Origin of the sequence: Tepidiphilus thermophilus (assembly GCF_001418245.1) — a bacterium.
GTDB lineage: Bacteria > Pseudomonadota > Gammaproteobacteria > Burkholderiales > Rhodocyclaceae > Tepidiphilus > Tepidiphilus succinatimandens.
Genome location: NZ_LIPU01000007.1, coordinates 55,918 through 77,463, shown reverse-complemented (window position 1 = coordinate 77,463; position 21,546 = coordinate 55,918). Strand labels below are relative to the sequence as shown.

Annotated in this window: 22 protein-coding genes; 3 read left to right on the top strand and 19 right to left on the bottom strand. The window is 66.4% G+C overall.

Going from position 1 to position 21,546, the window contains the following annotated elements; all coding sequences use genetic code 11:
- Positions 1-326: 326 nt before the first annotated feature.
- From yaaA to ASC37_RS07075, 18 genes are all read right to left on the bottom strand, one after another.
- Positions 327-1,112: a peroxide stress protein YaaA gene (gene yaaA / locus ASC37_RS07160; RefSeq protein WP_055423719.1), complete on the bottom strand. Its 786-nt coding sequence runs from the start codon at positions 1,110-1,112 to the stop codon at positions 327-329.
- Positions 1,109-1,927, bottom strand: a complete 819-nt coding sequence (locus ASC37_RS07155) for a TrmH family RNA methyltransferase (protein ID WP_055423718.1) — start codon at positions 1,925-1,927, stop codon at positions 1,109-1,111. The genes yaaA and ASC37_RS07155 overlap by 4 nt, the downstream gene beginning before the upstream one ends.
- Positions 1,924-2,502, bottom strand: a complete 579-nt coding sequence (rnhB, locus tag ASC37_RS07150; RefSeq protein WP_055423717.1) for a ribonuclease HII — start codon at positions 2,500-2,502, stop codon at positions 1,924-1,926. The genes ASC37_RS07155 and rnhB overlap by 4 nt, the downstream gene beginning before the upstream one ends.
- A gap of 3 nt (positions 2,503-2,505) precedes the next feature.
- Positions 2,506-3,672: a lipid-A-disaccharide synthase gene (lpxB, locus tag ASC37_RS07145; RefSeq protein ID WP_055423716.1), complete on the bottom strand. Its 1,167-nt coding sequence runs from the start codon at positions 3,670-3,672 to the stop codon at positions 2,506-2,508.
- Positions 3,656-4,438, bottom strand: coding sequence for an acyl-ACP--UDP-N-acetylglucosamine O-acyltransferase (gene lpxA / locus ASC37_RS07140; RefSeq protein WP_055423715.1), 783 nt, complete (start codon positions 4,436-4,438; stop codon positions 3,656-3,658). The genes lpxB and lpxA overlap by 17 nt, the downstream gene beginning before the upstream one ends.
- Entirely contained in the window at positions 4,435-4,872 is a 438-nt protein-coding gene (fabZ, locus tag ASC37_RS07135) for a 3-hydroxyacyl-ACP dehydratase FabZ (RefSeq protein ID WP_055423760.1), read from the bottom strand. Before fabZ ends, lpxA begins: the two co-directional genes overlap by 4 nt.
- Positions 4,873-4,916: 44 nt before the next feature.
- Positions 4,917-5,957, bottom strand: a complete 1,041-nt coding sequence (gene lpxD / locus ASC37_RS07130; RefSeq protein ID WP_055423714.1) for a UDP-3-O-(3-hydroxymyristoyl)glucosamine N-acyltransferase — start codon at positions 5,955-5,957, stop codon at positions 4,917-4,919.
- The gene (locus tag ASC37_RS07125) at positions 5,957-6,484 is read right to left on the bottom strand and encodes an OmpH family outer membrane protein (protein WP_408646107.1); all 528 of its coding nucleotides are present in this window, start codon (positions 6,482-6,484) and stop codon (positions 5,957-5,959) included. Before ASC37_RS07125 ends, lpxD begins: the two co-directional genes overlap by 1 nt.
- Before the next feature lie 57 nt (positions 6,485-6,541).
- A complete protein-coding gene (bamA, locus tag ASC37_RS07120; protein ID WP_055423713.1) occupies positions 6,542-8,854 on the bottom strand; it encodes an outer membrane protein assembly factor BamA in 2,313 nt (770 codons plus the stop codon).
- Positions 8,851-10,215 (bottom strand): RIP metalloprotease RseP, encoded by a 1,365-nt coding sequence (rseP, locus tag ASC37_RS07115; RefSeq protein ID WP_055423712.1) that lies wholly within the window; start codon positions 10,213-10,215, stop codon positions 8,851-8,853. Before rseP ends, bamA begins: the two co-directional genes overlap by 4 nt.
- On the bottom strand, positions 10,212-11,402 hold the full coding sequence (gene ispC, locus ASC37_RS07110; RefSeq protein ID WP_055423711.1) for a 1-deoxy-D-xylulose-5-phosphate reductoisomerase: 1,191 nt from the start codon (positions 11,400-11,402) through the stop codon (positions 10,212-10,214). Before ispC ends, rseP begins: the two co-directional genes overlap by 4 nt.
- Positions 11,399-12,232: a phosphatidate cytidylyltransferase gene (locus tag ASC37_RS07105; protein WP_055423710.1), complete on the bottom strand. Its 834-nt coding sequence runs from the start codon at positions 12,230-12,232 to the stop codon at positions 11,399-11,401. The genes ispC and ASC37_RS07105 overlap by 4 nt, the downstream gene beginning before the upstream one ends.
- Positions 12,229-12,960 (bottom strand): polyprenyl diphosphate synthase, encoded by a 732-nt coding sequence (gene uppS / locus ASC37_RS07100; RefSeq protein WP_055423709.1) that lies wholly within the window; start codon positions 12,958-12,960, stop codon positions 12,229-12,231. Before uppS ends, ASC37_RS07105 begins: the two co-directional genes overlap by 4 nt.
- A gap of 72 nt (positions 12,961-13,032) precedes the next feature.
- Positions 13,033-13,593 (bottom strand): ribosome recycling factor, encoded by a 561-nt coding sequence (gene frr / locus ASC37_RS07095; RefSeq protein ID WP_055423708.1) that lies wholly within the window; start codon positions 13,591-13,593, stop codon positions 13,033-13,035.
- A 9-nt stretch (positions 13,594-13,602) separates the two neighbouring features.
- Positions 13,603-14,319 carry a UMP kinase gene (gene pyrH / locus ASC37_RS07090; RefSeq protein WP_055423707.1) on the bottom strand — a complete coding sequence of 239 codons (717 nt, stop codon included), beginning with the start codon at positions 14,317-14,319 and terminating at the stop codon, positions 13,603-13,605.
- Positions 14,320-14,334: 15 nt separating this feature from the next.
- Positions 14,335-15,225, bottom strand: a complete 891-nt coding sequence (gene tsf / locus ASC37_RS07085; RefSeq protein WP_055423758.1) for a translation elongation factor Ts — start codon at positions 15,223-15,225, stop codon at positions 14,335-14,337.
- Positions 15,226-15,297: 72 nt separating this feature from the next.
- A complete protein-coding gene (gene rpsB / locus ASC37_RS07080) occupies positions 15,298-16,080 on the bottom strand; it encodes a 30S ribosomal protein S2 (RefSeq protein WP_055423706.1) in 783 nt (260 codons plus the stop codon).
- Positions 16,081-16,257: 177 nt separating this feature from the next.
- Positions 16,258-17,496, bottom strand: coding sequence for an aspartate kinase (locus tag ASC37_RS07075; protein ID WP_055423705.1), 1,239 nt, complete (start codon positions 17,494-17,496; stop codon positions 16,258-16,260).
- A gap of 246 nt (positions 17,497-17,742) precedes the next feature.
- Between ASC37_RS07075 and ASC37_RS07070 the strand changes: the two genes are divergently transcribed.
- From ASC37_RS07070 to ASC37_RS07060, 3 genes are all read left to right on the top strand, one after another.
- Complete coding sequence (locus tag ASC37_RS07070) at positions 17,743-18,081, top strand: helix-turn-helix domain-containing protein (RefSeq protein ID WP_055423704.1); 339 nt, start codon at positions 17,743-17,745, stop codon at positions 18,079-18,081.
- A 94-nt stretch (positions 18,082-18,175) separates the two neighbouring features.
- Positions 18,176-18,619, top strand: coding sequence for a 6-carboxytetrahydropterin synthase QueD (queD, locus tag ASC37_RS07065; protein ID WP_055423703.1), 444 nt, complete (start codon positions 18,176-18,178; stop codon positions 18,617-18,619).
- Positions 18,620-18,682: 63 nt separating this feature from the next.
- Positions 18,683-19,621, top strand: coding sequence for an HDOD domain-containing protein (locus tag ASC37_RS07060; protein ID WP_055423702.1), 939 nt, complete (start codon positions 18,683-18,685; stop codon positions 19,619-19,621).
- A 4-nt stretch (positions 19,622-19,625) separates the two neighbouring features.
- Here ASC37_RS07060 and ASC37_RS07055 read toward each other — a convergent pair whose 3' ends face one another.
- Entirely contained in the window at positions 19,626-21,545 is a 1,920-nt protein-coding gene (locus ASC37_RS07055; protein ID WP_055423701.1) for an ATP-binding cassette domain-containing protein, read from the bottom strand.
- Position 21,546 lies beyond the last annotated feature (1 nt).

Sequence of the window (21,546 nt, the reverse complement as noted above, 5' to 3'; positions counted from 1 at the left end):
CCTCGATGGGCGGGACATGTCCCAGGGCCTTCTGGGGATGGGGTGATTGTGCCGCCACGTAGCGCTGAATCGTCGCCTCCAGCGCTTCGTGACGGTCGAACCGTTGAGGAAGAGGGCGGCATAAAACCTCGGAAACCGCTTTCCATAACGCCCTGATACCACGACAACCCCCTCTCCTCCCTAGAGCTTGCGAATAAACCTGCTGCGCGGCCCGATTGCTCTTCGTTGCGCGGAGCTCGCTCCTCGCCTATCTTCGTGATATGTCTCGTCGCTGCGCTCCGGGCGCCTCGCACTCGAACCGCTCGCGACGGTTTCTTCGCCAGCGCTCAAACCGCCTTGCGCCGGAACACCGGTCGATCCGGGCTCGAGGCCGCAGGATCGTAGGCGTAGCCCTCGAGCGAGAAGCCGAGCAGATCCTCCACCTGCTCCGCCCTTTTCAGGGCCGCATGGCGCGCCATCAGCCCGCGGGCGCGCTTGGCATAGAAGCTGATGATCTTGAAGCGCCCACCCTTCCAGTCCTCGAACACGGGGCTCACCACCCGTGCCCCTAGTGCCGCGACGTCGACTGCCTTGAAGTATTCTTCCGAGGCGAGATTGACGAGCACGGGCACGCGCCCAGCCGCCGCCTGCGCCTCGAGCAGCCGCCGCAGGGCCGCCGTCACCGTCTCCCGCCAGTAGGCATAGAGATCGCGCCCGAGCGGATTCTCCAGCCGCGTTCCCATCTCCAGCCGATGCGGCAGGATGCGGTCGAGCGGGCGCAGCACGCCGTAGAGCCCCGAGAGGATACGCAGATTCTCCTGCAGCCAGGCGATCGCCGCCGAGGGCAGGCTCGCCGCCTCCAGCCCCTCATAGACATCGCCCGCGTAGGCGAAGAGCGCCGCCTTCGCCGCATCGGGCGTATGCTCGGGCGACCAGGCCGCATAGCGTCCCACGTTCAGGGCCGCGAGCTTGTCCGACAAATCCATCAGCTCCTGCAGCTCGGCCGGCGTCAACCGCCGCAACCGCCCGACGAGCTCCTGCGCCCGATCGAGAAAATCGGGCAGTGTCGTCTCCGCCACGGGGGCGGGCGTATCGAAGTCCATCGCTTTGGCCGGGGAGATCACGAATATCATGAGACGACTCCTTTCTTGGCTTGGCAAAGCCGCTGCCGCACCGCCTCGAACAGACACACCGCCACCGCTGCGGCGACGTTGAGCGACTCCATCGCCCCTGGCATGGGGATGCGCACGCAGGCATCCGCCACGGCCAACCACTCGGGACGCACCCCGGCCCCTTCCGCACCGAAAAGCCACAGCGCCGGCGCTTTCAGACCGAGCGCGTAGAGCGGCACGGCCTTCTCGGCGAGCGCCGTGGCGAAAACCCGGCCGCGACGTGCGGCGAACCAGGGCTCGGGATCGTCGATCGCGGCAATCGGCAACACGAAGTGCGCGCCCATCGCTGCACGCAGCACTTTGGGCGCCCAATGATCGGCGCAGCCCGGCCCGAGCAGCACCGCGCCCACGCCCGCGGCGGCGGCGGTGCGCAGGATCGCGCCGACGTTGCCCGGCTCCTGCACCCCATCGAGCAGCACGAGATCGCGCCCGGCGAGCACTTCCGGCGTGAGCGCCAGCATACGGCGCGCGAAACGCGCCACGATGCCAGACGGCGTCTCGGTGGCGGCAAGCGCGCGAAAAACCGGGGCAGAGACGCGAACACGCGCGCACGTGGGCGGCAGCGCCTCGAGCACGGCCGCGAAACGCGCTTCCCGCCCCTCCTCGACGAACACCGCCTCCGGCATCCAGCCGGCCTGCAGCGCCGCGGTGAGCAGGTGATCACCCTCGAGCACGAGCCACGGCTCGCGCCTGCGAAAGGATGCCTCGTTCAGCCAGCGCCGGATCGCGCGCACCTGCGGGTTGTCGCGCGAGCGGATCTCCTGCCAGGAACTCATCGCCCCATGCGCTCCAGCGCCGCACGTACCGGGGCGAAACTGCGACGATGCTCGGGACAGGGACCGAGCCGCGCGAGCGCCGCCAGATGCGCGGCCGTGCCATAGCCCTTGTGCCGGGCAAAGCCATACCCGGGATGGCGGGCTTCCAACGCCACGAGCCGCGCGTCGCGATGCGTCTTGGCAAGGATAGAGGCAGCCATGATGGCCGGTTCGAGGGCGTCGCCGCCGATGATCGTGCGCACCGGCACCTCCAGCGCCGGTGCCTGGTTGCCATCGACCAGCACCTCGTCGGGCGTCAAGGGCAATGCCGCCACGGCGCGCGCCATCGCCCGCAGCGTCGAGCGCAGGATGTTCCAGGCATCGATCTCCGCGGCCGACGCCTCGGCCACTGCCCAAGCGAGCGCGGTGGCGCGGATTTCCGCCGCAAGCCGCTCGCGCTGGCGCGGACTCAGTTTCTTCGAATCGTTCAGCCCTGAGAGCGACGTTCCGGGCGGCAGGATCACCGCCGCGGCCACCACCGGCCCGGCGAGCGGTCCGCGACCTGCCTCATCCACCCCGCAGGTGAGCGTCGACATCGTCTATCCCCTCCCGAGTTTCGGGCCGAACCGCGTCAGGATCGCCTCGCTTGCACGCTGGGCGGTGTCCTGGCGCAGCATGAGGTGCAGTTCGGTGAAGCGCTCGGCGAGCCGCGCACGCGCCGGTGCGTCTTCGAACCAGCGCAACACCGCCGCGGCCAGATCGGCGGGGTTCGCCTCGTCCTGCAGCAGCTCTGGCACCACCGTCTCACGCAGCAGGATGTTGGGCAAACCCACCCACGGCAGATAGGCCATGCGCCGCAGCAGGCGATATTGCCACGGATTCATGCGGTAGGCGATCACCATCGGGCGTTTGAGGAGCGCCGCTTCCAGCGTGGCCGTGCCGCTGGCGAGCAGCACCACGTCGGCCGCCGTCATCGCCTCGTGCGCCCGGCGCGGCAGCACGTGCACCCCGAGCTCGGGCGCCTCGGCCAAGGCTTCGGCCACGAGGGCATCGCCCAAGGCGTTGGCCGTGGGCAAGAGCAGCACCAGATCGGGCAGCGCCTGCCGCAGGCGCGCCGCCGCGGCGAGAAAGACCGGCAAGAGGTGCCTCAACTCCCCCTCGCGGCTGCCTGGCAGCAGCGCCAGCACCGGCGCCTGCGGTGCGATTCCCAGCGCGGCCCGGGCCCCCGCCTGGTCCGGTGCGAGCGGCAGCCGGTCGGCAAGCGGATGGCCGACGAAGCGCGCTTCGATCCCGGCCTCGGCATAGAGCGCTGGCTCGAAAGGAAAAAGGCACAGCATCAGATCGACCGCGCGGGCGATCGTCTTCACTCGCCGGCGGCGCCAGGCCCAGATCGAGGGGCTGACGAAGTGCACCGTGCCGATACCGGCGCGTTTGAGCTGCGCCTCGAGCCCGAGGTTGAAATCCGGCGCGTCGATGCCGATGAAGAGATCCACCGGCGGCGCCGCGAGCGCGTGCACGAGCGCGCGGCGAAAGCGCGCGAGCCGAGGATAGCGCTTGAGCGCATCGACGAATCCGTGCACCGCCAGGGGCTCGTAGGACCAACGCGCATCGAACCCCTGGGCCTGCATCGCCTCGCCGCCCACGCCCCAGAAACGAACCCCGGGCAGCGCCAGGCGCAAACCCTCGAGGAGCAGCCCGCCCAAGAGATCGCCCGAAGCCTCACCGGCCACGAGCGCGACCGAAGGCGTTTCAGCGGACGATGCCACGGCCCGGTTGTGCGAGGAAGTCGATGAGCGGTTGCAGCTCCGGCTGCTCGACGGCCAGTTCCGCGATGCGCTCGCGCGCCTCGGCCAAAGTAAGCCCGCTGCGATAGAGGAGCTTGTAGGCGCGCCGGATGGCGGCGATCGCCTCGGGCGAAAACCCCCGACGACGCAGCCCCTCGGCGTTGATGCCGTGTGGCGCGGCCGGGTTGCCCGCCACCGTCACGTAGGGCGGAAGATCTTGCAGCAGCACCGTGCCCACGCCGCAGAAGCTGTGCGCCCCCACGCGCACGAACTGGTGCACGCCGGTGAAGCCGCCGAGGATCGCCCAGTCCCCCACGACAACGTGGCCCGCGAGCGTAGCGTTGTTGGCGAAAATGGTGTGATTACCCACCATGCAGTCGTGCGCCACGTGCACGTAGGCCATGATCCAGTTGTCGTCGCCCACACGCGTCTCGCCGCCACCCTGCACCGTGCCGACGTTGAAGGAACAATACTCGCGGATGGTGTTGCGATGCCCGATCGTCAGACGCGTGGGCTCCCCCGCGTACTTCATATCCTGCGGCACCTGCCCCAGCGAGCAGAAAGGAAAGACGTGGTTGTCCTCCCCCAGCGCCGTGTGCCCCTCGAGCACGCAGTGCGCCTCGATCCGCGTGCGCGCGCCGATCTTCACGTGCGGACCGATCACGCAGTAAGGGCCGATCTTCACCCCCTCGGCCAGCTCCGCGCCGGCAGCGACGATCGCGCTCGGGTGGATGTCGACCGTGCTCATTTCAGCCCTTTGAGCGCGCACATGAGCTGCGCCTGGGCCGCCACCTCTTCACCGACGCGGGCCGTGGCCGAATACTTCGAGATGCCGCGCACGTTGCGCAGCAGCTCCACTTCCAGCAGCAGCTGATCCCCCGGCACCACCGGGCGGCGGAACCGCGCCTCGTCGATGCCGGCGAAATAGACGATGGAATCGGCATCGGGGCGCGTGCCCATGGTCTCGAAGGAGAGCACGGCTGCGGCCTGGGCGAGCGCCTCCAGGATCAGCACGCCCGGCATCACCGGCGCATGCGGGAAGTGTCCGGGGAAAAACGGTTCGTTGATGGTGACGTTCTTCAACGCCAGGATGCGCTTGCCCACTTCCATCTCGAGGACGCGGTCGACGAGAAGGAACGGATAGCGGTGCGGCAGATACTGCAGGATCTGTTCGATGTTCATCATGTCGCAGGGCTCGCGGCAGGAAATCGGGAAAGCGACGAGGATCAGTCCTCGTCGGCGAGTTCGGCCAGGCGCTTTTCCAGGCGGCGGATGCGCTCGGCCATCGCGTCGAGATGGCGCAGGTGGGCAAAGTTGCGCCGCCACTCCTCATAGGGCTGCAGCGGGATGCCAGCGCCATAGACGCCTGGCCTGGTGATGGGCTTCATCACGCCGGAACCGGCCATGATGGTCACGTCGTCGCAGATCTCCACGTGCCCGGCAATGCCGACCTGCCCGCCCAGGCGGCAGCGGCGCCCGATGCGGGTGCTGCCGCCCACGCCGACGCAGCCGGCCATGGCCGTGTGCGCCCCGACGTGGCAGTTGTGCCCGATCTGGATTTGGTTGTCGAGGATCACGCCCTCCTCGATCACCGTATCTTCGAGCGCGCCGCGGTCGATCGAGGTGTTCGCCCCGATCTCCACGTCATCGCCGATCACCACGCGGCCCAGTTGCGGGATCTTCACCCAGCGCTCTTCCCCACCGTCCCAGGCGAAGCCGAAGCCGTCGGCGCCGATCACCGCCCCGGAATGGATGCGCACACGCGCGCCGATCACACATCCGGGGTAAATCGTGACGTTGGCGGCGATGCGGCATTCCGGTCCGACGCTGCTACCGGCGCCGATCACGCTGCCCGCGCCGATCACCGTGCCTGCTCCGACCCGCGCCCCGGCTTCCACCACCGCGTTGGGCCCGATGGCGCAGCTCGGATCGACCTCACCCAGCACCACCGCGCTGGGATGCACCCCTGGGCACACCTCGGGTTCGGGGTGCAGCCACTGCGCTGCCTTGGCATAGAGCAGGTAAGGATCGGGCGCCAGCACCAAGGCAAGGTGGGGCGGCGCGCGATCGGCGAATTTCGGCGCGAGGATCACGGCGCTCGCGCGGCACTGCGGCAGGCGCGCGAGATACTTCGGCTGTGCCACGAAGGTGAGATCGCCCGGCTGCGCCGATTCGAGCGAGGCGACGCGGCGCAGCACGAGCGCGGGATCGCCGCGCACCTCGACGCCGAAGCGCTCGGCGAGCGCCCCTAGCGTACGCTCAGCCATCACTGCCCCGCCGACTCGAGCGCTTTGATGACCTGGTCGGTAATGTCGATGCGCGGGCTAGCGTAGACCGCGTCCTGCAACACGAGGTCGTATTTGCCGTCTTCCGCGACTTTCTTGATCGCCTTGTTGGCCTGGTCGAGCACGCGCGCGAGCTCCTCGTTGCGCCGCTGGTTGAGATCCTCACGGAATTCACGCTGCTTGCGCTGGAAGTCGCGACTCATCTCGGCAAACGCCCGTTCCTTGCGGCTGCGTTCGCTCTCGTTCATCGACGAGCCCTTGCGCTCCAATTCCTGCTGCAGCGCCTGCAGCTCGTCGGCCATGCGCTTCAACTCCCGGTCGCGCGGCTCGAACTCCTTCTCCAGGCGTTTTTGCGCCGCCACCGCCGGCGGAGCCTCGCGCATCAGGCGCTCCGAATTGACGAACCCGATCTTGGCCTCCGCCCAGGCCATCGCGCTCGTCAGGCCCAGCGACAACGCCACCAACACCGCCACGGATTTTCTCTTCACGCTGACCTCTCTCGTCGTCATTGCACAACCCACCTTCCGGCATCCTCACGCCGACGCCGGAAAAACCGGGACATAGGCTCAGAACATGGTTCCAAACTGGAATTGGAAGTTCTGCGTATCGTCTTTGTAATTGGAACCTCCGACGTCCTTGCGCAGCGGCACCGCGAAGCTGAATTTCAGCGGCCCCAGCGGCGAAGACCAGGAGAAACCGACCCCCGTACTCACGCGCATGTCGTTGAGCTGGATGGGATCGTCCTGATCCCACACATAGCCCGAATCGACGAAGACCGACATGCGGAAGGTCTTGTCCATCCCCATGCCTGGCAAGGGGAAATAGTACTCGGCGTTGAGCACGATCTTGCGCGTGCCGCCGTAGGCGTCGTCGTTCTCGTCCTTGCGCCCGAGGCTACCGGCCTTGAACCCTCGCACGGAACCGATGCCGCCCACGTAGTAGTTGCGGAAGAAGGGGACGTCTTTGTCGCCGTAGGACTCGATCCAGCCGATGTCGCCGTTCAACATGAGCGCCTGGCGCTCGGTGATCGGGATCCACCATTGATGCTGGTAGGAGAGCTTGACGATCTCGATGTCGCCCGGCGGCAGGTCCACTTCGGCCGAGACGCGCTGATAGCGCCCTTTCATCGGGTAGATGCGCGAATCGCGGGTGTCGCGCGCCCAGCCGGCCGTAAATGCCAGCGACGAGACACCATCGCAGTCATAGTCACTGCCCGGACCGCAGAACTCGATGTAGCGCAGCGGGCTATCCCAATAGACGTCGATCTTGGTGAGATCGTAGGCCAGACCGAACTGGATGTTGTCGTCCTCGCCGATCGGCCAGCCCATGCGCAGCCCACCGCCCATCGAACGAGTCTTATAGCGAGAAATATTGTAGCTTTCCGAGGGATCGAAGGTGCGGTAGTAAAGGTCGTAGCCGAGCGAGACGCCATCGATCGTATAGTACGGATCGGTGAAGGAGAGCGAGGCGGTGCGTTTCGACTGGCTGGTGTCGAGCTGCAGGCCCAGCGACTTGCCGCTGCCGAAGATGTTGTCCTGCGTCACCGAGCCCGAGAGCACGATATTGTCCGAGCTCGAAAAGCCCGCGCCGACCATCAGGTTGCCCGTAGGCTTTTCCTTGACGGTGAAATTGACGTCGACCTGGTCGGTGGTGCCGGGCACCGGCTGGGTTTCGACCTGGACGTCGTCGAAGTAGCCCAGACGGTCGATGCGCTGTTTGGACTTGTTGATCTTCTCGGCGTCGTACCACTCGCCCTCCATCTGCCGCATCTCGCGGCGGACCACTTCGTCGCGGGTGCGCACGTTGCCGCCCACGTTGATGCGATGCACGTAGGTACGCCGGCCCGGATCGACGAAGATGGTGAAAGCCACCTGACGCTTCTCGCGATCGATCTCGGGGGCGGCATTGACGTTGGCAAAGGCGTAGCCTTCGTTGCCGAGCCGGTCGGTTACCGCCTTCACCGTGGCATTGAGCTTCTCGCGCGAGAAGACGTCGCCGGGCTTGAGCTGGGCGAGCTTGCGGTATTCCTCTTCCGGCAGAATGAGATTGCCGGCAAAGCGCACCGCCGAAACGGTGTAGCGCTCCCCTTCCTTGACCGAGATCGAAATGTAGATGTTCTGCTTGTCCGGTCCGATCGACACCGAAGCCGACTCGATCTCGAAATCGAGGTATCCCTGGTTCATGTAGAATGAGCGCAGCGATTCCAGATCCTGCTGCAGTTTCTCGCGCGAATAGCGGTCGGATTTGGTGTACCAGGTGAGCCAGCCCGGGGTGGTCAACTGGAACTTTTTCAGGAGTTCTTTTTCGGAAAAGGCCTTGTTGCCGACGATCTTGATCTCGGCGATCTTGGCCGGCTCCCCTTCGGTGATGTCGAAACGGATGGCCACCCGGTTGCGCGGCAAGGGCGTGATGGTCGTTTGGATATCCACCGCATAGTAGCCGCGCGAGAGGTATTGACGCTTGAGCTCCTGCTCCGCTTGCCGCAGCAGCGAGCGGTCGAAGATGCGCGATTCGGCCAAACCAACGCCGCGCAGCGCCTGCTTGATGGAGTCGACGTCGAATTCTTTCATGCCGACGAACTGGAGTTCGCCGATGGCGGGCCGCTCGTCGACGAGGACCACCAGCACGTCGCCGTCGGCCTCGATGCGCACGTCGCTGAAAAATCCCGTCTCGAAGAGCTTGCGCACCGCCTCGTCGGCCTGCTCCTGGGTGATGCGCTCGCCCACCTTCACCGGCAGATAGCTGAAGATGGTCCCGGCCTCGACGCGCTGGATCCCTTCGACGCGGATGTCCTTGACCACGAACGGCTCGAACGCCTGGACCGACCCCACGAGCAAAGCTCCGATCAGGGCCACCACCGCCGCCAGTTTTTTCTTCATCCGCTCACACTCGACCAAATCCGGGACACATCGTTGAACAGCGCAATCGCCATCAACGTCATCAACAGCGCCAAGCCAATCTGCTGGCCGATCTCCATCGCCCGCTCGGAGAGCGGCCGGCCGCGCACGGCTTCGAGCGAATAATACAGCAAATGCCCGCCATCCAGAATCGGCACCGGCAGCAGGTTCAACACCCCCAGGCTGATGCTCACCAAGGCGACGAAGCGCAGATAGTGCTCCAGACCCATTTTCGCCGTCTGACCGGCATAGTCGGCGATGGTGAGCGGCCCGGAGAGGTTCTTGAGCGAGGCCTCGCCGATGAGCATGCGCCCGAAGAGGCGCAAGCTCATCGCGCTCACTTCCCACGTCTGCCGCAACGCCAGATTCAGCGCCTGCAGCGGCGGATAGCGCACGGATACGAGGAATTCCTCGTCGGGAACGGGGCGTACCGCCACGCCGATGCGTCCGATCGTTCCCCCTTGGCCATCGTCGGCGGACTCGGCGAACACCTCCCGTTCGAGCGTCCGGCCCTCCTGCTCCAGGGTGAAACGCAAGGTCTTGCCGGGATTCGCACGCACGATCTCGACCAGATCCCGCCAATCGGCGATCGGCTTGCCCTCGATGGCGCGCACCCGCATCCCGGGCACGATGCCGGCGCGCTCGGCCGGGCTGCCCGGAGCGACGCTGCCCACCACCGGCTCCAGGGGCGGACGCCAGGGCTTGAGCCCCAGCTGTACCATGACGTCGTCGCTGCCGTGATCGACGACGACCCCGGCGAGCGGCAAAGAGATCGTCAGGCGCTCGCCGGCGCGCTCCACCTCCAGCGTCGCCGCATCGCGGCGCAGGGCCGCGGCGAGCACTTCCCAACGCAGCTGCGGCAGGCTCAGCACCTCGCGCCCGTCGACGGCCATCACCCGGTCGCCCGGCTGCAACCCTGCCTGCGCCGCGATGCTCTCGGGCGGCGGATCGATTCGCGCCACCGGCTCGCGCACTCCCACCGTATAGAGCGCCGCATAGAGAACGATCGCCAACAAGAGGTTGGCCAGGGGGCCGGCGACCACGATCAGCATGCGCTTGCCCACCGGCTGACGGTTGAACGCACGGGCGAGATCCTCGGGCGCCACCGGGCCTTCCCGCTCATCGACCATTTTCACATAGCCGCCCAAGGGGACGGCGGCGAGCACCCATTCCGTGCCATCGCGCCCGAAACGGCGCGACCACAGCGCTGGCCCGAAACCAATGGAAAAACGCAGCACTTTCACGCCACAGGCCCGGGCGACGAGGTAGTGCCCCAGCTCGTGGAAGAAGATGAGGCCACCCAGGGCGATCACGAAAGGAATGAGGTAGGAGAAGACGTTCATGCGCCCTCCCCCGCGAGCAAGGATTCGGCCCGGTCTCGCGCCAGGCGGTCGAATTCCAGCACCGCCTCGATCGTGTCGAGCTCGCGCTTCGGCAGCTGCGCGAGCGTGGCTTCGATCAGGGCCGGAATGCGGTCGAACCGCAAGCGCCCCTGCAGGAACGCAGCCACCGCCACCTCGTTGGCCGCATTGAGCGCGGCAGGGGCCGAGCCGCCTTCGCGCAGCGCCTCGTAGGCGAGCCGCAGGCAAGGAAAACGCTCCAGGTCGGGCGGTTCGAATTCGAGCCGGCCCACGCGCACCAGATCGAGTGGCCTCACCCCCGCCTCGAGCCGCTGGGGAAAGCCCAAGGCATGGGCGATCGGCGTGCGCATGTCGGGCGTGCCCAGCTGCGCGAGCAGCGAACCGTCGCGGTATTCCACCAGCGAATGCACCACGCTCTGGGGATGGATCAGCACGTCGATGCGCGAGGGTGGCAGGCCGAAAAGCCAGTACGCCTCGATCACCTCCAGCCCCTTGTTCATCATCGTGGCCGAGTCGACCGAGATCTTGCGCCCCATCGACCAGTTGGGATGGGCACACGCCTCTTGGGGCGTAATGGCAGGAAACGTCTCCTGCGGCCGCTCGCGAAACGGCCCCCCCGAAGCGGTGAGGAGGATCCGCCGCACGCCGAAATCGTCCGGCCGGCTGCGGTCGTAGTCCGGCGGCAGCGCCTGGAAGATGGCGTTGTGTTCGGAATCGAGCGGCAGCAGCCGCGCCCCGTGACGCGCCACCGCCTCCATGAAGAGTCCGCCGGCGAGCACCAGGGCCTCCTTGTTGGCGAGCAGGATCTTCTTGCCCGCACACGCGGCGGCCCAGGCAGGGGGCAGCCCCGCCGCGCCAACGATGGCGGCGATCACCGTATCCACTTCGGGATGGCGGGCGACTTCGGCGAGCGCAGTCGCTCCTTGACGCACTTCGGTCGGAATGCCCTCACGGCGCAGTGCCGCGCGCAAGGCGTCCGCAGCGTCCGCCTCGCCCAGCACCGCCCAGCGGGGTTCAAACCGCCGGCACGCTTCGAGCAACTCTTTCCAGCGGCGCTGCGCCGTGAGGGCTACGACTTCGAAGCGCTGCGGGTGGCGCGAGACCACGTCCAACGCGCTCGCGCCGATCGAACCGCTCGCGCCGAGGATCGCCAAGCGTTCCCGCTTCATTGCCGCTCCAGCCACCACAGGGCGAGAAAAGGCATCGTCGCCGTCAGACTGTCGATGCGATCGAGCACCCCGCCATGCCCGGGCAAGACATCGCCGGAATCCTTCACGCCGGCGACACGTTTCATCCAGGATTCGAAGAGATCCCCTTCGATCGCCACCGCCGTCAAGGCCAACAGTACAACGAAGAAATGCCCAAAGGGCGTGCCCGCGGGAGCAAGGCCGAGCAAATACAAAAGTGTGGCATACCCCCCCACGGCGACGAATGCGCCCAACGCACCTTCGATCGTCTTGCCCGGGCTGATCGTCGGGGCAAGCTTGTGCCGTCCCCAACGACGCCCGACGTAGTAGGCGGCGGCATCGGCCACCCACACGAGCGCCATCATCGCCAGCAGGTGCAAGGCAGAGAACTCCCGTAGCGCCACGACCGCCAGAGCAGCGGGCCACAGCACCAGAGCACCCACCGCAGCCCACAACGAACGGCTGCGGCAGCGCCAACCCGCGAGCAGCGTCCAGGGCGCGAGGCTCAGCCAGAAAGCAGCCCCGGCGATCATTACTGCCTCGAGCACCGGCAGCACGGGTTCACCCAGGCTCACGCCGCTTACCCGCCACAAGAAGGCATACCCGACCACGTAACCCAGAGCCCCGCCCCAGGCGGGCACCTCGGCCCAACCGATGAGCCGGCACCACTCACGGCCGGCGAGGAACACGACGAACGCGACGGCCACCGCCCACAAAGTGGCCGGCGCAAAAAAAAGCAAGAGGAGCAAACCGGCGATCAAGATCGCTGCGGTAAAGAGCCGGCGCGAGGCATTCCCGAGAGGGGCGATCATGGAGAGGCGGCGAGCTGCTCGCTCGTGCGGCCGAAGCGCCGTTCGCGGCACTGGTAGGAGCGAACCGCCTCGTCGAGTGCCTCCTCGCGGAAATCCGGCCAGAGCATGTCGGTGAAATAGAGTTCGGTGTAGGCGAGCTGCCAGAGCAGGAAATTGCTCAAGCGCTGCTCGCCGCCAGTGCGGATGAAGAGATCGGGTTCGGGTGCCCAACCCAGGGCGAGCTCCGCCTGCAGCTCGGCCTCGGTGTAACCGCCGGCGCGCTCGGGATGTTTGCTGGTGAGCCGGTTCATCGCCTGCACGATGTCCCAGCGACCGCCGTAATTGGCGGCGATGTTGAGGCAGATCTTGGTGTTGGCCGCGGTCTTCGCCTCGGCCCTGGCGATGAGCGCCTGCAATTCCGCATCGAAGCGGCTGCGATCGCCGATGACGGTGAGCCGCACGCCGTTGCGGTGCATGCGCGCGACCTCGCGCTGGAGCATCATGCGAAAGAGCCCCATGAGAAAGCCCACCTCTTCCGCCGGACGGCGCCAGTTCTCCGAGCTGAAGGCAAAGAGGGTGAGATGCTCGACACCAAGCTCGGCGCAATGGCGCACGACGCGGCGCACCGCCTCCACGCCCTGACGGTGCCCCTCCATGCGGGGCAGTCCGCGCTGCTTCGCCCAGCGACCGTTGCCATCCATGATGATGGCGATGTGCCGCGGGATCGGGCGCACTTCGGGGATGCCCATCGTCGATGTTAGGGGAAGTTCGGCCACGGTGCCTCGCGCAGCCCCGCCGGACGCTGCGGCGGGGGAATGGGATCAGATCTGCAGCAGTTCCTGCTCTTTCTTCTCGATAAGCTTGTCGATCTCGCCGATGTAGCGGTCGGTGAGTTTCTGGACGTCTTCCTCGGCCCGGCGCGCCTCGTCCTCACTGATCGTTTTCTTCTTCAGGGCTTCCTTGATCTCATGGTTTACGTCGCGGCGCACGTTGCGCACCGCCACGCGCGCCTGCTCCCCTTCGTGCCGGACCACCTTGCCCAGCTCCCGGCGGCGCTCCTCGGTGAGCGGCGGCATGGGCACGCGCAGGATCTCGCCCATGTTGGAAGGGTTGAGCCCCAGATCGCTCTCGCGGATCGCTTTTTCGATCTTGGAGAGCATGTTCTTTTCCCAAGGCTGCACGCCGATGGTGCGCGAATCGATCAGGGTGACGTTGGCCACCTGCGACACCGGAACCATGGAACCGTAATATTCGACCATGACGTGGTCGAGCAGGCCCGTGTGGGCGCGGCCGGTACGAACCTTGGCGAGATCGACCTTGAGCACCTCGACGGCCTTGGCCATGCGCTGCTCGGCGTCCTTCTTGAGTTCAGCGACGTTCATCTCGACTCCTTACGAATGCACGAGCGTGCCTTCGTCCTCGCCCATGACGACGCGGCGCAAGGCCCCCGGCTTGAAGATCGAAAACACGTTGATGGGCAGCTTGATGTCGCGGCACAAGGCGAAGGCGGTGGCATCCATCACCGCGAGATTGCGCCCGATCGCCTCATCGAAGCTGATGCGGTGATAGCGCTTGGCGGTGGGGTCTTTCTGCGGATCGGCGGTATAGACCCCGTCGACCTTGGTCGCCTTCAACACGATCTGCGCCCCGATCTCGGCGCCGCGCAGCGCGGCCGCCGTGTCGGTGGTGAAGAAAGGATTCCCCGTACCGGCAGCGAAGATGACGATGCGACCTTCTTCCAGATGCCGGATGGCGCGGGCGCGGATGTAGGGTTCGACCACCTGCTCGATGCGCAGCGCCGAGAGCACGCGCGACTCGACCTCATGCCGCCGGAAGGCGTCCGACAGCGCCATGGCATTCATCACCGTGGCGAGCATGCCGATGTAGTCGGCGGTCGCCCGGTCCATGCCACTCGCCGCCCCTTGGATGCCGCGAAAGATGTTGCCCCCGCCGATCACGATCCCGATCTGCACGCCGAGCCCGGAGACTTCGGCGATTTCACCGACGATGCGTTCGACGACCTTCTCGTTGATGCCGTAGGGGTCGTCGCCCATCAGGGCCTCGCCCGACAGCTTCAAGAGGATGCGGCGATAGGCAGGGGTGGACATGGGCTCGCCTCGTCTTCAGGACTTGACCGCGGCCGCTGCCTGCGCCGCCACTTCGGCTGCGAAGTCGGTCTGTTTCTTCTCGATGCCTTCGCCGACGACGAAGAGTGCGAAAGAGGCGACCCTGGCGTTGCGCTGCTTCAGGAGCGTCTCGACGCTGAGCTTGTCGTCCTTGACGAAGCCTTGCCCCAGCAGGGTGACCTCCTTGAGGTATTTCTGCACCGCGCCTTCGGCGATCTTGTCGAGGATCGCCTCGGGCTTGCCCGATTCGATCGCTTTCTGCCGCGCGATGCGCCGCTCGGTCTCGATGAGCTCGGCGGGCACCTGATCGGCCGAAAGGGCCTTTGGCTTGCACGCGGCGATGTGCATGGCCAGGTCCTTGCCCAGCGCCTCGTCGCCGCCGACGAGATCGACGAGCACGCCGATCTTGGCGCCGCCGTGCACGTAGGAGTACACCTTGCCCTGGGCCTCGATGCGGACGAAACGGCGAATGGTGATGTTCTCGCCGATTTTGCCCACGAGTTCGGTGCGCACCTGCTCGACCGGCTTGCCGTCGAGCTCGAGCTGGGAGAGCGCGGCCACGTCGGCCGGATTGCGCTCGGCCACCAGCTGCGCCAGGCGGTTGGCGAAGGCGATGAATTCGTCGTTCTTCGCTACGAAGTCGGTCTCGCAATTGACCTCGACCATGGCCGCGAGCTTGGCATCGGGCGACACCCAGATGGCGACGATGCCTTCGGCGGCCACGCGGCTGGCGGCCTTGCTCGCCTTGTTGCCGAGCTTGACGCGCAGGATCTCCTCGGCGCGCGCCATGTCGCCGCCGGCCTCCGCGAGCGCTTTCTTGCACTCCATCATCGGCGCATCGGTGCGCTCGCGCAGCTCCTTGACCATGCTTGCGGTAATTTCAGCCATCATCCGTCCTCACGAAAGATTGTCGGGCGGACGCGCCCGAAGCGCGCCCGCCGCATGCACACTGCTTCTGCCTTACTCGGCCGCCGGCGCTTCGCCTTCCTCGGAGGCCGTCTCACCTTCGGCGCCTTCGACTTCCACGAACTCGTCGGAAGCCGCAGCGACCACTTCCTGCAGCGCCATGGCCTTGCCTTCGAGCACCGCGTCGGCGATCGCCCGGGCGTACAGGCGCACGGCGCGGGCCGAATCGTCGTTGCCCGGGATCACGTAATCGATGCCCTCAGGCGCATGGTTGGTGTCGACCACCGCCACGACCGGAATGCCCAGCTTGTTCGCTTCGGACACGGCGATCTTGTGGTGCCCCACGTCGATGACGAAGAGCGCGTCGGGCAGACGATCCATCTCCTTGATGCCGCCCAGGCTGCGCTCGAGCTTGTCGAGCTCGCGCTGCAGACCCAGTGCCTCGCGCTTGGGCAACTGCTGCACCGAGCCGTCGGCGAACGCCGCTTCGAGCTCCTTCAAGCGCGCGATGGACTGGCGCACCGTCTTGAAGTTGGTGAGCATGCCACCGAGCCAGCGTTCATTGACGAAAGGCATGCCGCAGCGCTGGGCTTCCTCGGCGATGATGTCACGCGCCTGGCGCTTGGTGGCGACAAAAAGGATCGTGCCGCCCTTGGCCGAGAGCCGGCGCACGAATTCGACCGCTTCGCGCAGCTTCGCCAGCGTCTTCTCGAGGTTGATGATGTGGATCTTGTTGCGCTCGCCGTAGATGTAGGGGGCCATCTTGGGATGCCAGAAACGGGTCTGGTGCCCAAAGTGGACGCCAGCCTCGAGCATTTGACGCATCGTGACGTTCATGAAGACTCCAATGGATAAGGGTTGAACCTCCGCCCGCGACCCACCGTGCGCGAACACGGACCCTCGTCGCTTGCGGGCGTGTGGAATGGCCTGCCGCGTACGGCAGGCCCGGCATTATAACGAAGGCAAGAGCGTCCGTCAAAAAAAGGCGGGACGGCGCAATCCCCGGCTCGGGCGTCAAGCGACGTCCGGCTCGGGCTGATCGAGTCCGAAAGCCTTGTGCAGCGCGCGCACGGCGAGCTCGAGGTACTTCTCGTCGATCAGCACCGAAATCTTGATCTCGGAGGTGGAGATCATCTGGATGTTGATCCCCTCTTCGGCAAGCGTGCGGAACATCTTGGCCGCCACGCCGGGGTGCGAACGCATCCCAACGCCCACCAGCGAGACCTTGCACACCGACTTGTCGCCGATCACCTGACGCGCCCCGAGATCGTTCTTCACCCGCTCGAGGATCTCCATCACTTTCTTGAGATCGTTCTTCGCCACGGTGAAGCTGAAGTCGGTGGTGCCGTCATGGCCGACGTTTTGCACGATCATGTCGACGTCGATGTTCGCATCGGCCACCGGCCCCAGGATCTGGTAGGCGACTCCCGGCTTGTCGGGCACGCCGAGCAACGTCACCTTGGCCTCGTCGCGCTGAAAGGCGATGCCGGAAATGATGGGCTGTTCCATGTTCTTTTCTTCCTCGACCGTGATCAACGTCCCTTCTCCCTCTTCTTCGAAACTGGAAAGCACCCGCAACTTGACCTTGTACTTGCCGGCGAATTCCACCGAGCGGATCTGCAGCACCTTGGAGCCGAGGCTGGCCATCTCGAGCATCTCCTCGAAGGTGATCTGCGACAAGCGCCGCGCCTCGGGCACGATGCGCGGGTCGGTGGTATAGACGCCGTCGACGTCGGTGTAGATCTGGCACTCGTCGGCCTGCAACGCCGCCGCCAGCGCCACGGCGGTGGTATCTGAGCCGCCGCGCCCGAGCGTGGTGATGTTGCCTTCGCCATCCACCCCTTGGAAGCCGGCCACGACCACGACCTTGCCTGCGGCCAGATCGGCGAGCATGCGCTCCGGCTCGATCTCCAGGATACGCGCCTTGGTGAAGGCGCTGTCGGTATGGATGGGCACCTGCCAGCCGGTATAGCTCCTGGCCGGGATGCCGAGCGACTGCAGGGCGATCGCGGTGAGTCCGATCGTCACCTGCTCGCCAGTGGCGAGCACGACGTCCACCTCGCGCGGATCGGGTGCGTCGGACAACGCCTGGGTGAGTGCCACGAGCCGGTTGGTCTCACCGCTCATGGCCGAGACCACCACCACCACCTGGTGCCCCTGCTGGCGGTATTTCGCCACGCGGCGCGCGACGTTCTGAATCCGCTCCGGCGAGCCCACGGAGGTACCGCCGTATTTCTGCACGATGAGCGCCATCTTCCCCTCGGAAACGATCTGAAACTTCGAATTTTATCAACGATCGCGTGTTCACGCCACGCGGCGAACTCCTCGCATTTCCGCCGCGGCACTTTCGAGACGATGATAAAGAGCGATACAAAAAATTCGTATTCGCTATCGAAAAATGGTTGTCTTACAATTTGCCTCGTTATATGATTATGCCTCGCTCAGGCACGACATGAGCGAGGCATGATCTCCTATCCACGAGTAATGGAGCCAATCTCGATGAAAAACCTTACCGGCGGCGACATCCGCGAACTGCGCAAGAAACTGGGCCTCAACCAGTCCCAGTTCTGGTCCAAACTCGGCGTCACCCAGAGCGGGGGCTCCCGCTACGAGAGCGGGCGCAACATCCCTCGCCCCGTGCAGGCGCTGCTGCGCCTCGTCCACGTCGAGCAGATCGACGTGAACAAGATCAAGCGGGAAGACTGGGAAGTCGCGCAATATCTCAAGGCAACCGATGCCGAGCGCTTCAAGGAACTCAAGAAAGAAGCGCGCGCCTGGCTGAAAAACCAGGGAAAGACGTCCGCCCCCGTCGAAGAAGGGGAAACGGTGGAAGACTGAGCCTCCTGGCTCGGCCGCGATCGACGGGATCACGGCGACCGCCGCGACCTTGCACCCTGCAGGCCGCGGCGGTTTTTTCCGCTAGAATCCTCCCATGCAGATCACCCGACGCTTCGAATTCGACGCCGGGCACCGCATTCCCAACCATGAAAGCCGGTGTCGCCACCTGCACGGCCATCGCTATGCACTCGAGGTGACGCTCATCGGTGAGCCGGTCCCAGAGGCCGGACGCAGCGACGAGGGAATGGTGCTCGACTTCTCCGCCCTCAAGGCCCTCGTCCACGAAACCGTGGTCGATCCTTGGGATCACGCCTTCCTCGTGCATCGCGACGACGCCTTGGTGCGCTCGCTCCTCGAGCGCATCCCGGACCATCGAACGGTCGTGCTCGACGCCGTTCCCACCGCCGAAAACCTCGCGCGCATCGCCTATGAGCTCCTGTCCGAGCGCTTGCACCTCGCCCATGGCGATCGGCTGCGACTGCGCCGGGTGCGCCTCTACGAGACGCCCAACTGTTGGGCGGATTACCCCGACGACTGAGCGCCTCTTGGCAAAACCCCGGCCGCTGGGGATAATCGCGGCGTCCCCGGCCGGAGAAAGGCGATGGAACGACTCGAACACCCGCTACCGGATGCGGCCGCCTGGATTCGCTTCTTCGCCGAGCGCGCCGACAAGGTCCCCATCCTCAGACATACCAAGCGCCGCCTCGAGGAACTGCGCCCGGCGGCGGAAACGCTCAATGCCCACGTCCTCTCGCAGGTGGTGCTGCAGGATCCACTCCTCACGCTGCGGCTGATGGTGACGCTGCAAAAGCGCCGCCCGCCCGACCTGCGCACGCGCGAGCTCACCACCATCGACCGCATCCTCCTCATGCTGGGCATCCGCGCCTTCTATGCCGAATGCGACCGCATGACGCTGGTGGAAGAGGAGCTCGCTGATCAGCCGCGCGAGCTGGCGATGCTGCTTCGGCTCATCGCGCGGCTACGGCGGGCGGCGCGTTTCGCCCGCGAATGGGCGCTCCTGCGCCGCGACATCGAAGTCTCGGAAGTGGTGGTCGCGGCGCTGTTGCACGACATCACCGAAGTCCTGATGTGGCTCTATGCCCCCCGGCTCATGTCGCTGCTCATCCGCTTGCGTCGCACCTACCCTGCCATCCCCCTCGAGCAGCTGCAGCGCAAGGTGTTCAACGCCACCGAAGTCGAGATCCGCAACGGCCTCATCGACGCGCTGGAACTACCCGAGATCCTGAAAAAGCTGCTCGACGACCACCACCTGGAGAATCCGCGCACGCGCACGGTATGGCTCGCCACGCGGCTTGCGCGCCACCTCGCCCACGGCTGGAACGATCCGCGCATCCCGGCCGACCTCGACGCCATCCAGGAACTGGTGCATGTCAATCGCGAGATCCTGCTCAAGCAGCTCGGCGCGCCGGAAGAGGTGATGGCGCGCCTACTCGGCCCTACCAACGCCGAAACGCCGCCCACCCGTACCGATGGCGGCGAGCCGTCGAACGTCACCCCTGCTCCGCCACACGGCAAATGAACGCTCACCCCTCGCCCGCGGCGAGCGCTTCCAGTTCCGACCAGCGTTCGAGCAAGGTTTCGATCTCTTCCTCCACCGCCGTGAGCCGCGACTTCAGGCCGGCCACTTCCTGCGCCCGCTCGCTGTAGAGCCGCGGATCGGCGAGCGCCTCGGCGAGCGCCGCCTGCTCCGCTTCCAAGGCTTCGATCCTTTGCGGCAGCGCCTCCAGCTCCTGGCGTTCGCGGTACGACAAGCGCCGCGGCCGGGAAGAGCGGGATTTCTCCGGGGCAGCGATCTTGGTTTTGACGGGCGCCTTGGTCGGACCCGTGGCTGCCGGCGCCAACGCGGTTTCGCCTCGCTGCCGCAGCCAGTCGCTGTAGCCGCCGACGCACTCTTCCCAGCGCCCGTCGCCGGTCGAGGCGATCACCTGCGTGACGACGTTGTCGAGGAAGCGCCGGTCGTGGCTCACCAGCAGCAAGGTTCCCGGATAAGCGAGCAGGCGCTCCTCGAGGAGCTCCAACGTGTCGAGATCGAGGTCGTTGGTCGGTTCGTCGAGCACCAGCACATTGGCCGGCTGAGCAAAGAGGCGCGCGAGCAGCAGGCGGTTGCGCTCCCCGCCCGAGAGCGTCTTCACCGGCGAGCGCGCCCGCTGCGGCGAGAAGAGGAAGTCCTCGAGGTAGCCGACGACGTGGCGCCGCTGCCCGGCGATCTCCACCGTATCCGAACCGGGACTGACGACGTCGATCAGCCGCGCCTCGGGGTCGAGCTGGGCGCGCATCTGATCGAAATAGGCGACGTTGCGGCGCGTGCCGTGGCGCACCAGACCCGCATCGGGTTCGATCTCGCCCAGGATGAGTTTGAGCAAGGTCGTCTTGCCGGCCCCGTTGGGACCGATGAAGCCGATGCGATCGCCCCGCAGGATGGTGGTGGAAAAATCGCGCACCACCGTCTTCTCGCCCCAGGATTTCGTCACGCCCACGAGCTCGGCCACCAGCCGACCGCTCTGCTCGCCCGCCTCGAGCTGCAGGCGCACCCGCCCGAGCCGCTCGCGGCGCGCCTCGCGTTCCTCGCGCAGCCGCTCCAGCCGGCGCACCCGGCCCTCGTTGCGCGTACGCCGCGCCTCCACCCCTTTGCGGATCCACGCCTCTTCCTGGGCGTGGAACTTGTCGAAGCGCGCCTGCGCCTGCGCCTCGGCCGCGAGCTGCTCGGCCTTGCGCCGTTCGTACTCGGCGAACGACCCGGGAAAGCTCGCCAGCCGCCCCCGGTCGAGCTCGACGATGCGGGTGGCGACCCGATCGACCAGGGCCCGGTCGTGCGTCACCAGCACGACGCTGCCACGAAAGGTGAGCAGCATCTGCTCCAGCCGCTCGATCGCGGCGATGTCGAGGTGGTTGGTCGGCTCATCGAGCAACAGCACTTCCGGCTCGGCCACCAGCGCGCGGGCGAGCGCCACGCGTTTCACCCCGCCGCCCGAGAGCGATGCGATGCGCGCCTCGGCCTCCAACCCCAGCGCCGCGAGCGCGGCGTCGATGCGGTGCTGCCACTGCCACCCGCCCTCGCGCTCCAGCGCCTGCTGGACGGCGTCGAGTTCGGCAAGGAGCGCCGGCTCGGGAGTGGCCGCCACGTGGCGCGACAGCGCCTGAAACCGCCGCAAGAGGCCTGCCGCCTCGCCCAGCCCCTCGGTGAGCACCTCGGCCACCGTGGCCTGCGGCGGGAAGTCCGCTTCCTGCGGCACGTAGGCCAGACGCAGGCCCGGCTGGCGCCACAGGAGCCCGTCGTCGAGCGGCTGCTCGCCGGCGAGCACGCGCAGCAGGCTGGATTTGCCCGCACCGTTGCGCCCGATCAGCACCACCCGCTCACCCTCGTCGAGCTGAAAGGACGCGGCGTCGAGCAGAGGAACGTGACCAAACGCAAGATGGGCGTCGTCGAGGCGGAGCACAGGCATG